Below are 14946 nucleotides of genomic sequence, written 5' to 3'. Positions count from 1 at the left end.
TTACACAAATAGTCATTTACGTTCCTCCATAGCCAGCTCCCTTACAAGTCTTTAAAAGAGAACAAAGCTTATTTGCCACACGCGTTCCCATGCAAATCAAAGAGGTAAAAGAACTCATATTCGAAGTGCCTTACGACAAAACTGTAGTAATAGTAGAAGGCTATCAAGCTTTTGAGAGTACCTCTTGCTATGCAGGCTTTGAACAAAGATGGGTAGTCATCTTCAGTCAGGTGACCTATCAAAGAGAATACCGTACTTGATCTAAGCATTAACTTAAGGACAGTGAAAAAGAAGCTAAAGCCTTTACTAAGCTCATGCAGCAAGAGTTTTCATGTCCTAGCGATGCTAAGCGCCAATTAGATAAGTTTGTAAAAAAACTTAAATATATACAGATTATAGAATCTGAAGTTATAGCAACTCAAAAGCATGCTACGCCTGGCCGGCCCAAAGCTGAGCAAAAATCTTCTACATCTAGCTATCACCTACAAGGCACGGTAGCTTGCTCTTTGCTTAACAAGTTAGCCGATACCCCGCGGTGATAAGGATACGAATTCGTTTGACTTGTTTTTTTAATTTTTATATTGTTTTTAAAAAATAAAAATGCTGAAAAAGTTATTACTACCCAAGAAAATAAAATGCATCCTATCTCTTCGACATCTATGGAATGCTTGCCCAATGAATTGTTGCTCCCTATCTTAGAGGCTTGCGTAGTTCCTTCCTTATTTAGCGTCTGTAAAAGATGGCATCATCTGCTGGCTACTGAAGTCATGCCCCCTCTTTATAAGCAAATAGGTAAAGTGCATGTTCCTCAAGGAAATGTTAACGAGCAGGCTCTTACTGTAGATAGGATTTATAAGCTAGAAGAAAAGCTTTCTGAAGCAGCAAAGGTCAATGCAATCTTTAGGCAAATCTTTACTTTAGCCAAGTCTCTTTCAACTTTAGAATTTAAATGGAAAACAGAAGAAAAAAAAGGCTTAACGCTGGCTAATTACTTTTCTTATCTCTTAAATATTAATCGTCTTTTACTTTGGAAAAAACTTCCTGGTGGGGAAGAATACTTGAACCAAGAAGAAATTAAGCACTTGCCTCTAGAAAAAAAAGGAGAGCTTCTTAGAGATTGGATTGAAGAAAATTGTAAAAACATCACGGCTCTAGATTTATCTAAAGCAGGCTTGGCTTATTTACCCCCAGAAATAGGCCAATTGTCTCAGCTGCAAGAGCTTAAGTTAAGCCAAAACCAGCTTACCAGCCTTCCTGCAGAAATCCGACAGCTATCTCAGCTGCAATGGCTTTACTTAGAAGAAAACCAGCTCACCACTCTGCCTACAGAGATAGGTCAATTGTCTGAGCTACAAGGGCTTTTCTTAAATCAAAACCAGCTCGCCAGTCTTCCTGCAGAAATAGGGCGGCTGTCTAAGCTGCAAGGGCTTCACTTAAATCAAAACCAGCTCACCAGCCTTCTTACAGAAATCGGGCAGCTGTCTCAGCTGGCATGGCTTTACTTAGAAGAAAACCAGCTTACCGCTCTGCCTACAGAAATCGGGCAGCTGTCTAAGCTGATAGGTCTTGACTTAAATCAAAACCAGCTCACCAGTCTTCCTGCAGAAATAGGGCGGCTGTCTAAGCTGAAAGAGCTTTACTTAAATCAAAACCAGCTCACCAGCCTGCCTGCAGAAATCGGGCAATTGTCTCGGCTGCAAAGGCTTGAATTAAATCAAAACCAGCTCTCCAGCCTGCCTGAAGAAATCGGGCAATTGTTTAAGCTGCGAACGCTTTACTTAAATCAAAACCAGCTCTCCAGCCTGCCTGCAGAAATCGGGAAACTGTCTGAGCTGCAAAGGCTTGAATTAAATCGAAACCAGCTCACCAGCCTTCCTGCAGAAATCGGACAGCTGTCTCAGCTGCAATACTTCTGCTTAAATCAAAACCAGCTCGCCAGTCTTCCTGCAGAAATAGGTCAATTGTCTCGACTAGAAGCGCTTGACTTAAATCAAAACCAACTCACCAGCCTTCCTGCAGAAATTGGGCAACTGTCTCAGTTGGCATGGCTTTACTTAAGCCAAAACCAGCTCGCCAGCCTTCCTGCAGAAATAGAACAACTGTCTCAGTTGCAAACGCTTGAATTAGCGGAAAATCCTTTGAAGAATATTGCAGAAAAAATAAGGCAGCGTTTTCAATTGTAGAATGGCCGTAAGTACTTTTTAAATGGGGGGTGGGCTAAATGAAATAAAAAAAATTTAGCCATCTTATCTTTAAACAAGTAATACGCTTTCCTTCCCGCAACTAAGCAAGCTTAAACTAACCTACGCATTTGTAACGACAAGAAGTTTTTCTCTTTTTCTGTAGAGTGTTATAGCTGGGAGAACAACTTTTTTTGATAGGAAGAAGCTGGGCGTACTGTATTCCATCATTTGGTAGAAGAATTAAAACAAAGCACCAAAAAAAGCCGTTTTTCTCAAATAAAGCAAAGAATCAATCTCATTCTTTTAGCCAAACCAAAATTGCCGTATCACTTAATCCCCAAAACCTGTGATTGCTCCTAAATGCTTGAAAGGTCTCCCCCTGCAAACGCTTGAATTAAATCGAAACCAGCTCACCAGCCTTCCTGCAGAAATCGGGCGGCTGTCTTATCTACAAACGCTTGAACTAGCGGAAAATCCTTTGAAAGATATCGCCGAAAAAATAAGGCAGCGTTTTCAATTGTAGAATGGCCATAAGTACTTTTTAAATTGGGGTGGGCTAAAATGAAATAAAAAACTTTTAGCCATCTTATCTTTAAACAAGTCATTCACTTTTCTTCCAGCAACTAAGCAAGCTTAAACTAACCTGCACATTTGTAACGACAAGAAGCTTTTCTCTTTTTCTGCAGATTGCTATGCTGGAAAAACAACCTTTCTTGACTGGAAGAAGCTAGGCGTATAGTATTTCATCATTCGGTAAAAGAATTAAAACATTGCGCCAAAAAAAGCCGTTTTTCTCAAATAAGGCAAAGAATCAATCTCATTCTTTTAGCCACACCAAAGTTGCCGCGTCACTTAATCGCAAAAACCTGTGGCTGCTCCTAAATACTTGGAAGGTCTCCCCCCTTTCCGTGAATCTATCTGAAAAAAAGCGAGGTAGATTATCTGTGAGTTGTTTTTCATTGATAAGGATACGAATTCGTTTGACTTGCTTTTTAATTTTTTTTTATATTGTCTTTAAAAAATGAAAATGCTGAAAAAGTTATTATTACCCAAGGAAATAAAATGCATCCTATCTCATCGGCCTCTATGGAAAGCTTGCCCAATGAATTGTTGCTCCCTATCTTAGAGGCTTGCGTAGTTCCTTCCTTATTTAGCGTCTGTAAAAGATGGCATCATCTGCTGGCTTCTGAAGTCATGCCCCCTCTTTATAAGCAAATAGGTAAAGTGCATGTTCCTCAAGGAAATGTTAAGGAGCAGGCTCTTATTGTAGATAGGATTTATAAGCTAGAAGAAAAGCTTTCTGAAGCAGCAAAGGTAAATGCAATCTTTAGGCAAATATTTACTTTAGCCAAGTCTCTTTCAACTTTAGAATTTAAAGAGAAAACAGAAGAAAAAAGAGGCTTAACTCTGGCTAACTACTCTTCTTATCTCTTAAATATTAATCGCCTTTTACTTTGGAAAAAGCTTCCTGGTGGGGAAGAATACTTGAGCCGAGAAGAAATTAAGCACTTGCCTCTAGAAAAAAAAGGGGAGCTTCTTAGAGATTGGATTGAAGAAAATTGTAAAAATATTACGGCTTTAGATTTATCTAGAGCAGGCTTGACTTACTTACCCCCAGAAATAGGCCAGTTATCTCAGCTGCTACAGCTTGAATTAAATCAAAACCAGCTCACCAGCCTGCCTACAGAAATTGGGCAGCTGTCTCAGCTCCTACAGCTTGAATTAAGTCAAAACCAGCTCACCAGTCTGCCTGCAGAAATTGGGCAGCTGTCTAAGCTGCAAACGCTTGGCTTAAATCAAAACCAGCTCACCGCTCTGCCTGTAGAAACTGGGCAGCTTTCTCGGCTGCAAGGGCTTGATTTAAGTCAAAACCAGCTCTCCGGCCTTCCTGCAGAAATAGGTCAATTGTCTCAGCTGCAATGGCTTGAATTAAATCAAAACCAGCTCACCAGCCTTCCTGCAGAAGTCGGGCGGCTGTCTAAGCTGCAACTGCTTGGCTTAAATCAAAGCCAGCTCACCAGCCTTCCTGCAGAAATAGGGCAGCTGTCTAAGCTGCAAACGCTTAAATTAAATCAAAACCAGCTCACCAGCCTGCCTATAGAAATCGGTCAGCTGTCTCAGCTGCTACAGCTTTACTTAAATCAAAACCAGCTCACCAGCCTGCCTACAGAAATTTGGCAGCTGTCTGAGCTGCAAACGCTTTACTTAAATCAAAACCAGCTCACTAGTCTTCCTGCAGAAATTGAGCAGCTGTCTAAGCTGCAACTGCTTGGCTTAAATCAAAACCATCTCACCAGCCTGCCTGCAGAAATAGGGCGGTTGTCTCAGCTGCAAGAGCTTTACTTAAATCAAAACCAGCTCACCAACCTTCCTGCAGAAATAGGTCAATTGTCTCAGCTGCAATGGCTTGAATTAAATCAAAACCAGCTCACCAGCCTTCCTGCAGAAATCGGGCGGCTGTCTTATCTACAAGCGCTTGAACTAGCGGAAAATCCTTTGAAAGATATCGCCGAAAAAATAAGGCAGCGTTTTCAATTGTAGAATGATCGTAAGTACTTTTTAAATTGGGGTGGGCTAAAATGAAATAAAAAAACTTTTAGCCATCTTATCTTTAAACAAGTAAGCCGCACTTAAATCAAAACCAGCTCACCAGTCTTCCTGCAGAAATCGGCCAGTTGTCTCAGCTAGAATGCCTTACTTAAACAACAACCAACTTGCCAACCTTCCTGCAGAGATAGGTTAGCTTTCTCAGCTGGTAGACCTTCGTATAAATAACGCGAGTTATTGGATAAGGAAATAGTTGAAAAAAGACCTTTGTCATCCGTCATGGTTAGTGACCCAGGGTCGGCAGTTTTAGTGACCCACCCCCTCGTCACCTTTAGTGACCCACCCTAGCTACCAAATTTTTTTTCTTTATTTCTCTTAAACTGCATAAATCTTCATGGGACAATCTTTTTTAATCTTGTCTCGAAAAGGAGATTTTATGCCAAGGAAGAGAAATATGGTAGAATTACAACAAGTCATTTTTCGATTAAAACTTGAAGCAAAGCATTCGCTCTATTAATCGCGATACCGGTATTCATCGTACGATTATCCGTAATCTCAATAAAGTTGCGAACAACACCGGATGGCTATCTAACGATAGGTCTATCCCCTCTGAGAATGAAATTCACCAGGCTCTCGTAGCTTTTGATTTAAAAAAATCTTTAAAATCGCATGGCTTAGATCCTCTTAAACCTTTAATTAAAGACTGGTTAGCAAAGAACCATAGTTTTGTGGTCATTCATAAGCTTATTCAAGAGCACATCACGTGCAGTGAATCAACTGTACGAAGATTCATCCATCAACATTTTCCTAAACAAATTCAACCTATAATGATCAGACAGCATATTCCCGGTGAATGTGCGGAAGTAGATTTTGGTTATCTAGGTTTATGTTTTGACCCTGAAAGTGGTAAAAATCGTCGCGCTTGGGTCTTTTCTTTAAGGCTCCGCTACTCACGCAAAGCCTATCGTGAAGTTGTTTTTGATCAGAGCACCAAGACGTTTTTAGCCTGTCACATTCATGCTTTTGAATGGCTAGGTGGAGTACCTACAAAAATTGTTATCGATAATCTAAAAGCTGGGGTAACAAAAGCTTCTTTGCATGAACCTTTACTCAACAGAACTTATCAGCAATTAGCAGAACACTATGCATTCATCATCAGCCCTTGCATTCCTTACAAGCCTCAGCATAAAGGTGGGGTAGAAAACGACATAAAATACATCAAGAGAAATTTCCTTTCCTTTTTCTTAGAAAGTCAAGCACAAAAAGGCATCGAAGTGCCTTCTAAAGGTGATTTTCAGAAAGCTCTTGACCAATGGAATTTCGAGGTTTCTGAAAAACGCAAAATTGGGGGTGTTGATCGTACGCCTCAAGCTCTTTTTGAAGAAGAAAAGGAGCATTTAAAATCCCTTCCAAGTTGCCGTTGGGATGCTTTGGAATGGTATTGTACAATGGTAGGAAAAGACTGGAGAGTGCGCTTTGATAAAGTTTGGTATTCGGTTCCCTATGCTTTTATAGGCCAAGAAGTACAAGTTTGTGCTAGCCAAAGCTCTGTTAAAATTTTCCATGCAGGCCAAGAAATTGCTATGCATTTACGTTCATATAAGCCTAATGATTACGTCAGGGCAAATTTACATGCCCCTTTGCAGCAAGAAGAAGTGCTTAATGCCACCCGAGGTGGATTACTAGCTCAAGCAGAAACCATAGGCCCTTTTACCTTAAAGTTGAGTGAAGAGCTTCTTAATGATCCTTCTCACGATAAATTGAGGCCGGTTAGATTAATTTTAAAGCTTGCCTTACGCTATAGCCCTACTAGATTAGAGAAAGCCTGCAGACGAGCCCTTACCTACGGCACTATTTCTTATACCAGCATAAAAGCGATCTTAGAAAAAGCTTTAGATCAAAAGCCCTTTGAAGAGCAATCTACAAAATTAGATAAACCGCAAAAGTATTTTAAATTCGCTAGAGACCCACAATATTTTACCCAAGGAGCTATGTATGGATGAAATGATTTTGCTTAAAGCAAAACTTAACAAGCTTAAATTGCCTAAATTGTTGGAAACGCTTCAGGAACGTTTAAAACAGGCTATAAAAGAAAAATGGTCTTATTCTCAGTTTTTGGACATATTGCTTACGGATGAAATGGATCGTCGTAATCAAAGTCAGTTTGCAAAAAAGCTCGTAAAAAGCCATCTGCAAGTCAATAAGACATTAGAAACTTTTGATTTTTCATTTAACACAAAGATTTATGAGCCTACCTTTAAGGAATTAGCGACATGTCATTTTGTAGAAAATAAAGAATGCGTGCTAATCATCGGCCCCAGTGGAGTAGGAAAGAGTCATCTTGCCCAATCAATAGGCCATGAAGCTATTAGAAAAGGCTATGAGGTGCTTTTCTATAGAACATACCAGCTTTTTTATTGGATATCTATGGGCCATGGAGATGGCAGCTATAGGAAAAGACTACAACAGGTCATTAAAGTACCTTTATTAATTTTAGATGATTTTGGGTTACAATCTCTTAGTGAAGCCAGTCAAATGGATCTTTATGAAGTAATTTGTGAAAGATATGAGAAGGCTGCAACGATTATTACCAGCAATAGAGAATTTGGAGAGTGGCAGGAAATATTTGCCAATCCATTAATAGGTAGTGCAGCACTAGATCGTTTGATTCACAGAGCCACAAAGCTTGTGATTGAAGGAAAAAGTTATCGTATGGAACAATTCAATAAAAGATCAAAAAAACAAAATAAAGAAACCGGGAAGTAAAGAAAAAATCCAAGCTAGGGTGGGTCACTAAAGGTGACGAGGGGGTGGGTCACTAAAACTGCCGACCCTGGGTCACCAACCATGACGGATGACACAAGTCATCCCTTCAATGAGAAAATATTTTCCTAGCATCCTTTTCTGTAATAAGTTCATTACTTTAATGAAAACATGCTTGTTTCCTCTTTTGTTTATTCACAAGCTTGTTTAGAAGAGTGTACAGGCATTTCTTTCATTGATTCCACTCTATTAGCAGTATGCCACACCCGTCGCATCCACTCCCCTCCTAGTTTTTAAAAAAATAGCCAAAAGGGGAAAAACTTCTACAGGATACTTCTATGGATTCAAATTACATTTAATTATTAATGATAAAGGAGAAATCCTTGCTTATATGTTAACCCCAGGAAATGTAGATGACCGGCTCGCTGTCTCCGGTCTTTTTAAGAACATTTTTGGCAAAATGTTTGCCGACAAGGGATATATATCACACCAGTTATTATCAAGCTCTATGACAAGGGCTTAGAAATTATTACTAGGCTTAAAAAAAATATGAAAAACAAGCTAATGTCACTGGTAGATAGGATTTTATTAAGAAAGCGAGGCATCATTGAAAGCGTTAACAATAAATTGAAAAACTCTTGTCAAATCGAACACCATCGACATCGCAGCCCTTGGAATTTTTTTGCCAATCTAATCAGCGGAATAGTGGCCTATGCTTATGAACCCTGTAAGCCCTGCATTCAATTTACTTCTGCGGAAAAACAAAAGTTAATGAGTTGGGTTACAGTTTAAGGCATGATTTGAAGTAGCTTTAAGTTGTTTTCTTATCCGATAACTCTAGTTAAATAAGTTTAACAATTTAAGCACCCATCAAAAGTTTGAAAAAAGGCAAAGAAAGCTTTGCCTCTTTTCATGCCGTTATACCAAGGTAGCCTTTATAGCAAAAAAACTAGTTAAACCGACTGAAACTATAGTAGCCAAGCAGGCTGAGCGTGTAAAAAATTCTGTAACCTTTAAAGCAGTATGTTTCCATGTTCCCATCTTATGTTTTAATGCACCCAACCATCCGGGACTTTTTAAGGCTTCACTTCCTTGCGTTTGCTGGGCTGTGGAGAGAAAAGATGTTTCTCCCCTTGCAGCTATTTCTTCTGCATTCAAGCTAGAATCTTCCAGCTGTTCAGCAAATTCTTGAGTGCTTTGTGAATTTAATGCCTTATTTTCATCATATTCGCGTTGTATTTCATCCTCCCAATCTTGCATATATTGCTTAGTAATCTCGTTTCTTTTAACAGCAGCTTTTTCTTCAATCTCTTTCTCACTTAGATCTGCATCGTGTTGATGAAGGAGGCGCTCTTCTAGCATAGCATCAAGCTGTTTACTCATTTCTTTAAAGCTTATCTTTAAGCTAGCAAAACTTTTGCTAAGACTTACGTGACCTTCTTCTACGCGCTCTAAATTTCCTCTTATTTGTTGTTGCTCTTTTCTTATTTCTGCTTGATCTACAGCTATTTGTAACTGATCTTTTGCTATTTGGGCGTGATCTTCTGCTATTTGGGCGTGGTCTTGTTCGATGAGTTTGAAAGCTTTTTTTAGCTCGGCTTGCTGGTTCCTTATTAATTTAAAGTCTTTTCTAAGCTGTACTTGTGCTTGTATAAGCTTAAAAGAATTTTCATTTGAGGCCTCCAGCTTCTCTAGGGTTATATCTAATATAGCTGTTACTTCTTCTACCTCTATGCGCCTTTGCTTGAATTCTTTACTTAATTCTGCATGTTGCAAATGCACAATGTTGCTTAGCCTAATTCGTTCATCTTCCATCTGTCGAATGTCCATTGCAAACAGCTGGTCAATTACATTCTGGATGACTGCATCCTGCTCCAATTGAGCTATTTTTGCATTAATTTGTATCGTTTGTTCAGAAAAAAGGAGGGCTTGATTATCTGAAGGAACTTCTTTAACTACCATATTGTTAAACCTTATTTTATGTTTTTAATAAGCTTGTTATCCGTTCTACAATTTTAGAAGCTTAAGTTTTCTCTTTAGATTCTACTCCCATGAAAATGGAGCAAGTAAGCTTAACTTCTTAATCAATATTAAAAATAGTTGTTTATACCACTTTTGCAAATCCTAAAGAAAGTAGGCACAGTGTGGATCTCCCTAGCCTGCTAAAGTAAGCACTAACGCCACTTTCATCTTTTTTTTCCTGCATTTTCTTTAAAATTGTTTCAATATTAGAAGTTGCTTTTATACCTAGTTCTTTGCATATCATGGGTTGGTGCCTTCTAAAATCTAGATAATCATTTAAAACCCCGTTTAATATTTCTAATACATCCTCAGGTTGATAATCTTTCTTTAATAGATTTGCAATAACCAGCTTGTTCCCTAGAACTTTAAGCTTATTAGGAATAACAATTGCTTTGTTGATTGCCCTTAAAATTGAATCGCAGCTTACCCCTTTTTGTAATCCCAAAGTAGTTTCAATACGTATTAAAGTAGCCTGCAATTCTTTATTTTTTTTCTTTAAATTTTCGTTAATCTCAAAGATCAGCCTAATAGCTTCGGTTAGGGGAGTGTCAGGATTTACTTTTAGGCCTTCCTCTATCATTAATTTTAATATTTTTGGCGGAAGAGTAGGGGCTTCTTGTGCCTGTTGAGTTAGCAAGGCTATTTGTTGGTTTAATCTCCCTCCAAGGTCCCTAAGATGTTCATTTTCTTTTGTAAGAGTTTGGAATCCATTCTCAGCGGCTTGCACTTTAGTGGTCAAACGCTGCTTCTCACTTTTAAGGCCCTTGTTCTTATCTTTAAGAACTTGGTTTTCAGCTCTAAGATTAGCGTTGTCTTGTTTAAATGCATGGCTAGCTTGTGTCAGCCTAGCTTTATCTTCTTTCAAAGAGCCGTTTTCTTGCGATAATTTTTCCTTGTCTGTCGTTAAAGCTTGGACAGCTTCTCCGAATTGTTCGTTTGCCTGTAAGGCTAGCTGCATGACAGCTTGAGTTTTGCTGGCTTTATTTTTCCATTTTTGCGCTTCTTGCTTTAAAACTTTATTTTCAGTCGTAAGAATTATATTATCACTCTTTAATTTCACAATAGTTTCCATGAATAATTGATTTTGTTCGCACAGCGTTTTCAAGTGCTGCTCATGGCGTTCATTTTTAAACAAAATAACTTTAGCAAGGTTATCAACTTTTTCATTAAAATTGTTGGTTTGATTTTCTAGAGTTAGTATTTTTCTAGCTAAAGCATTAAAGTCAGTTTCTAATAGCTCCTTTGAATCTAAATTAATCATACAAGCTCCTTAAGTTAAATCAAAAATAGTTAAAAGGCTTCATAAAGAAAGACTTACCCTTAATGAATATTTTATTTACTCATTTAGATCAAGGAGAATTTTCATAGAAAAGTGGAGCTTTTCCTCCCTAATTAATCTGTAATTTATTGAACTTGTTTTTAATAATAAAAAGAATTGTTTTAGAATTGGCGAATTTTTAGACGCTTAATAATAAACTTAAAAATAAGTTTAACTATCCATGTAACTATTCATGTAGCTATTTAGGACCTTTCATTTGCCTAGAAAATTTTGAAAATCTGCAAAAAAACTTTTCTTTTAATAAAAAATCTAATGTTTTTAGAGATATGCCTATAAAGCCAGTAAAACCAATTGCAATTACGGCGGATGTTTTTACATCCCTTCCTTAAGAAGTCCAAGCTTACATTAGCTCAATATGGTTTAAAGCATTTTCGCCCTCAGGTAAGGATTTAGGAACGTTTTTTTTATCAAAATTGCTATACTTTCTTTACAAGTAAATCCTTATAAAGTTCTTAATTTCTTGCAAAGTTCACTATGAAACCCAATAAGCTAAACAATCAACAAGGTCTTATTTTTAAATTCCGCTTTAGCAATGAGCTTAACTAGAAACATCTTCTTGTCCAGCTATCCAAGTTGATTGAATGGAAGCGGCTGGAAGAAGAGTTTGATAAGCTGTTTGTAAAAAATGTAGGCCAACCAGCTAAGCCTGTAAGGCTAGTTGTAGGGCTCTTTATCTTGCAGCATATGGATGGAATTTCTGATGAAAAGGTGGTGTAGCGATGGGTAGAAAATCCTTACCGGCAATTTGTGGATATGATCGTTTCCAGAGTGAGCTGCCTACCCACCCTACTTCTTTAATTAAATGGAGTTCTAGGTTAGGAGAAGCTAGATTTAGCAAGATTTTACAAGGAACGATCGCAGCAGCTGTTTTGAGCGGCGCAGTGAAAAAAAAGCCTTAAAAAAAGTCATTGCCGATACAACAACGATGCCTAAAGCTATCGCTTTTCCTACCGATGCCAAGCTTTATTTTAAGTCTATTCAAGCATTTGTAAAAATGGCTGATAATTACCCAATCACTTTGCGATAAACCTATAAGAAGCTAGCTAAAACAGCTTTGTGCATGCGTGCTCGCTTAAAGCCTATGCCCGCCAAATGAAAAGAGCTAAAAGAGAAGAAAAAAAGGCTGCCTACTCACTTGGGAAGAGTAATACGGGGGTTTGAGGGAAAGACAGAAAAGCAAGCCTTTGAGCCAGAAAGCTCTTTTTTTTTAAAACTATTAAGCGTATTTATGCTTAACAAAGAAACGATTCACCTAAGGTGTATAGCCTGCATGAGCCCCATGTGGAATGTATTGCTAAAGGTGAAATTGAGAAAAGTTATGAATTTGGCTGCAAGGCTGCGCTAGTGATTACCCCTCAAGAAGGGTTAGCTTTAGATGTCAGAGCCATCCATGGCAACCCTTACGATGGGCACACGCTTGAAGAAGCTATTAGGAAAGCTGAAAGCAATAGTGACAAAAACATCGAAGTAGATTTTGTAGATAAAGATTATCGAGGTCAGACGGTAGAAGGCAAAGCTATATTTATCTCTGGGCAAAGAAAAGGCCTAACTCATTGGATCCAAACTTAAGCTAAAAAGACGGCAAGCGATAGAAGCTCATATCGGCCACATGAAGAATGATGGCAAACGGGGATGTAATTATCTTAAAAGCCGTTTAATAGGTTGTCTTAAAGCCATTTTATGTGGAATTGGCCATTACATGCGTTTAATTTACGACTGGCTAGTTGCTCAAAATTCTCCCAAACGTCTTTATTCAGGCTAAAAAAGCTCGTTCTCTTTTTTTATTGATTGCTTCATTATCCTATCTGGAAGGCTACCTGCTGCTCTAAAACTCTTAATTTTTAGCCAATTTTCATAATCATCAACAAGGATTCTTGGGTTTTCAGTTTTTTAGCTTAGTACGAAAAGAAACTTCACAATTATTCTTTCTAAAATGGATGCAATGAAGAAATTTTTTAGGTTAATTCAGTTCGAACTAATACTACTACGTTAAATTTAAGAGGAATCAAAAAATAGCGTTTTAGATGAGTCGTGAATAGCTTGGCAAAAAGGGCAAATGGTAATCCCGACTTTGAAGTTATTTTATAAGTAGTTAATTATTAAAGGATTACATTCAAAAATTCAGACACAACATAGGGGGTTGACACGTAGTAGTACTAAGTAGAGAAATAGCTTTCAGAAGAGGGGGTAGGCTTAGTTTTTTAAGCGCATAATATTATGCCCAGAGCTGTATTAGGCCATGCTGGAACTATTGGCTAGAAGGGTTTTACTGGCGATGAAAAGCATCAAGCGAGTGACTATAATTTTCATGATCAAAGACCCAGCATGATATATTCATGATTACCCCTCTAGTACTAATAGGGCTAATGCAGGAGAGAATTTAAAAATAAGCGAGCAAGCGTAAAAAGATGAGGGCATAGCTCAGTGCTTTTTCTTAAACTTAAAAGCTTCTTAAATTAAATCTTAAACTTTAGCCTAGTTAGGCTAGAGACTGTATAGCAATGAAGGTAATTGCTTTTTCTGATAAAATTTTATGCATGGCTCTTTTTCTTCGTAGAAAAATTTCCATCCATAAAGGAGGGTTTAGCTTTTCTGCTGATTGCCAAATCTCCAACAACTCCTTTTCCGACATTTCCAGATTGGTATTACTTAATATATAAGAATCATTAGATTTCCAATCGACTTGCTGAATTTGGAATTGCGAATGGGGATCACTCCCTAAGGGCGGATTTTCGCAAATGACTTTAAAAGGCGTTTTATGATGGGGTCGAGCCCATAAATAGCTATGGCCACAAATTAAATATTGCACCTTATTTTGCTGCGTATCAATCGTTAAGTAATTAAATTTAAGGCTTTTATCCAAGCCGTCTTCGATGATGAGCTGGTTAAGGAGATAAGCTAATTCTTTAAGGTCAGTTACTCTTTTGTAAAGAGCCTTTAGCATACCACGAAAAATAGAGCAAACCACCATGCCATCGGAGTAGTTTAAGGAAGATTCGGCAAAAGCAATGCCGTACGAACCTGGATTTATTTCGAGAAAATCGTAATACACTCCTGCAATAGCATGGGTGTTAGAGGCTGTAACTTTGACGTGCACGCCGTTCCATTGGGGGGCTTTATCATGACTTAGAACTGCTTGGGTGCGACGTAAGCTTTCTGATAATTCGCTCAAGTAATCTTTAACAATCTTATCTTTCTCAAAGCTCTCGGAATTTAGATAACCAGATACAGCAGCAATAAAATCTACAATATCTTGGTATCTGTCCCTAACTTCTGGTTGCAAAGCTTTCACAAGAATTTTTTGCATGCCTTTGGGCATTAAAGAAAGATGAATATGCCCCTGGCTAAGTTTGCCTAGCATAAGTTCATAAGCAATAATACCCAATGAATATATATCTGAAGGAAAAGAGACGGAGTCGGGATGCTGCTGCTGCTCAGGGCTCATATAGATAGGTGTGCCTATCATTCTTGGCTGTTTAGAAATATCGGAAGAAGATTCTTTAAGAAGTTGGGCGATGCCAAAGTCTATCACTTTGATGACATCAGATTCAGTCACTAGGATATTTTCGGGCTTTAAATCCCGATGAATAACCCCATGGGTATGAAGATGACAAAGTGCATAGGAAATATCTATGATAATTTCTAACGCTCTTCTAAGAGATATAGGGGTTTGCAAGATGTATTGGCGCAAAGAAATACCTTGGATGAATTCCATGGCAATGTAAAGCCCTCCAGCCCATTTACCTTGCCCATACAGCTTGACAATGTTAGGATGGTCTGCCAAGGCTATAATCTCGGCTTCTTTTAGAAAACGTTCAACAATTTCAGGATTAGAAACAAATTTAGGAGAAAGAACTTTGATGGTTGTAGGTTCATTGGTTTCAGGATGCGTGCCTAAATAAAGGATGCTCATTCCTCCTTTTTCTAAAAGTGCTTCAATCTTGTAAGGACCGATTTTTTTAGGAAGAGGGAGGGATAGAAAACTTTCTTTATCCGACGGCGCGGCAGGTAGGGTAGGGCGTTGATGGGATTCAGAAGCTGTCATAAGATAGAATCAAGCCTACATTTTTATTTTCTCAAAAATTATGAGAG

At 38.2% G+C, this 14946-nt stretch carries 15 protein-coding genes and 1 pseudogene; 13 read left to right on the top strand and 3 right to left on the bottom strand.

The features are described 5' to 3' along the window. Positions 1–89: 89 nt before the first annotated feature. The 9 genes and pseudogenes from TY21_RS11090 to TY21_RS11920 all read left to right on the top strand — a co-directional run bounded on the left by TY21_RS11090 (position 90) and on the right by TY21_RS11920 (position 8285). Positions 90–260 (top strand): hypothetical protein, encoded by a 171-nt coding sequence (locus TY21_RS11090; protein WP_158623051.1) that lies wholly within the window; start codon positions 90–92, stop codon positions 258–260. Between the two features lie 54 nt (positions 261–314). Beyond that, entirely contained in the window at positions 315–539 is a 225-nt protein-coding gene (locus tag TY21_RS08315; protein ID WP_042240011.1) for a hypothetical protein, read from the top strand. A gap of 96 nt (positions 540–635) precedes the next feature. Continuing rightward, complete coding sequence (locus tag TY21_RS08310; protein WP_130589647.1) at positions 636–2183, top strand: leucine-rich repeat domain-containing protein; 1548 nt, start codon at positions 636–638, stop codon at positions 2181–2183. 346 nt (positions 2184–2529) lie between these two features. After that, positions 2530–2706, top strand: a complete 177-nt coding sequence (locus TY21_RS08305; RefSeq protein ID WP_130589646.1) for a leucine-rich repeat domain-containing protein — start codon at positions 2530–2532, stop codon at positions 2704–2706. A gap of 539 nt (positions 2707–3245) precedes the next feature. Then, positions 3246–4724 (top strand): leucine-rich repeat domain-containing protein, encoded by a 1479-nt coding sequence (locus TY21_RS08300; RefSeq protein ID WP_197725048.1) that lies wholly within the window; start codon positions 3246–3248, stop codon positions 4722–4724. Positions 4725–5221: 497 nt separating this feature from the next. Then, the gene (gene istA / locus TY21_RS08295) at positions 5222–6733 is read left to right on the top strand and encodes an IS21 family transposase (protein WP_130589645.1); all 1512 of its coding nucleotides are present in this window, start codon (positions 5222–5224) and stop codon (positions 6731–6733) included. Then, complete coding sequence (gene istB / locus TY21_RS08290) at positions 6726–7496, top strand: IS21-like element helper ATPase IstB (RefSeq protein WP_130589644.1); 771 nt, start codon at positions 6726–6728, stop codon at positions 7494–7496. The genes istA and istB overlap by 8 nt, the downstream gene beginning before the upstream one ends. Before the next feature lie 168 nt (positions 7497–7664). Continuing rightward, a complete protein-coding gene (locus tag TY21_RS08285) occupies positions 7665–7790 on the top strand; it encodes a transposase (RefSeq protein WP_130589643.1) in 126 nt (41 codons plus the stop codon). A gap of 4 nt (positions 7791–7794) precedes the next feature. Next, positions 7795–8285 (top strand): annotated as a pseudogene (locus TY21_RS11920) (IS982 family transposase). Between the two features lie 126 nt (positions 8286–8411). Here TY21_RS11920 and TY21_RS08270 read toward each other — a convergent pair. Both TY21_RS08270 and TY21_RS08265 read right to left on the bottom strand, forming a co-directional pair. Continuing rightward, complete coding sequence (locus tag TY21_RS08270; protein WP_042239331.1) at positions 8412–9455, bottom strand: hypothetical protein; 1044 nt, start codon at positions 9453–9455, stop codon at positions 8412–8414. A 142-nt stretch (positions 9456–9597) separates the two neighbouring features. Next, entirely contained in the window at positions 9598–10776 is a 1179-nt protein-coding gene (locus TY21_RS08265; protein ID WP_042239333.1) for a hypothetical protein, read from the bottom strand. Positions 10777–11427: 651 nt separating this feature from the next. Here TY21_RS08265 and TY21_RS10870 point away from each other — a divergent pair. The 4 genes from TY21_RS10870 to TY21_RS11085 all read left to right on the top strand — a co-directional run bounded on the left by TY21_RS10870 (position 11428) and on the right by TY21_RS11085 (position 12616). Then, positions 11428–11571: a transposase gene (locus TY21_RS10870; protein WP_145987374.1), complete on the top strand. Its 144-nt coding sequence runs from the start codon at positions 11428–11430 to the stop codon at positions 11569–11571. A 2-nt stretch (positions 11572–11573) separates the two neighbouring features. Then, positions 11574–11753, top strand: a complete 180-nt coding sequence (locus TY21_RS08260) for a hypothetical protein (protein ID WP_052354350.1) — start codon at positions 11574–11576, stop codon at positions 11751–11753. Between the two features lie 382 nt (positions 11754–12135). Continuing rightward, positions 12136–12423, top strand: a complete 288-nt coding sequence (locus TY21_RS08255; protein WP_130589641.1) for a hypothetical protein — start codon at positions 12136–12138, stop codon at positions 12421–12423. Positions 12424–12463: 40 nt separating this feature from the next. Further along, entirely contained in the window at positions 12464–12616 is a 153-nt protein-coding gene (locus TY21_RS11085) for a hypothetical protein (RefSeq protein WP_158623054.1), read from the top strand. Between the two features lie 717 nt (positions 12617–13333). On the opposite strand, the gene TY21_RS08250 is transcribed toward TY21_RS11085, so the two are convergent. Beyond that, a complete protein-coding gene (locus TY21_RS08250) occupies positions 13334–14899 on the bottom strand; it encodes a serine/threonine-protein kinase (RefSeq protein ID WP_052354354.1) in 1566 nt (521 codons plus the stop codon). Positions 14900–14946 lie beyond the last annotated feature (47 nt).

Source organism: Neochlamydia sp. S13, assembly GCF_000648235.2.
Classification (GTDB): domain Bacteria; phylum Chlamydiota; class Chlamydiia; order Chlamydiales; family Parachlamydiaceae; genus Neochlamydia.
Note: the sequence above shows the minus strand (reverse complement) of the source record. Positions and strands in the feature narration are given on the sequence as shown.

Coding starts and splice junctions, on each gene's coding strand:
- TY21_RS08300 (WP_197725048.1), top strand. CDS start 3,246: ATGCATCCTATCTCATCGGCCTCTATGGAAAGCTTGCCCAATGAATTG.
- TY21_RS08310 (WP_130589647.1), top strand. CDS start 636: ATGCATCCTATCTCTTCGACATCTATGGAATGCTTGCCCAATGAATTG.
- TY21_RS11090 (WP_158623051.1), top strand. CDS start 90: ATGCAAATCAAAGAGGTAAAAGAACTCATATTCGAAGTGCCTTACGAC.
- TY21_RS08250 (WP_052354354.1), bottom strand. CDS start 14,899: ATGACAGCTTCTGAATCCCATCAACGCCCTACCCTACCTGCCGCGCCG.
- TY21_RS08265 (WP_042239333.1), bottom strand. CDS start 10,776: ATGATTAATTTAGATTCAAAGGAGCTATTAGAAACTGACTTTAATGCT.
- TY21_RS08270 (WP_042239331.1), bottom strand. CDS start 9,455: ATGGTAGTTAAAGAAGTTCCTTCAGATAATCAAGCCCTCCTTTTTTCT.
- TY21_RS08315 (WP_042240011.1), top strand. CDS start 315: ATGCAGCAAGAGTTTTCATGTCCTAGCGATGCTAAGCGCCAATTAGAT.
- TY21_RS08285 (WP_130589643.1), top strand. CDS start 7,665: ATGCTTGTTTCCTCTTTTGTTTATTCACAAGCTTGTTTAGAAGAGTGT.
- TY21_RS11085 (WP_158623054.1), top strand. CDS start 12,464: ATGAAGAATGATGGCAAACGGGGATGTAATTATCTTAAAAGCCGTTTA.
- TY21_RS08260 (WP_052354350.1), top strand. CDS start 11,574: ATGGGTAGAAAATCCTTACCGGCAATTTGTGGATATGATCGTTTCCAG.
- istB (WP_130589644.1), top strand. CDS start 6,726: ATGGATGAAATGATTTTGCTTAAAGCAAAACTTAACAAGCTTAAATTG.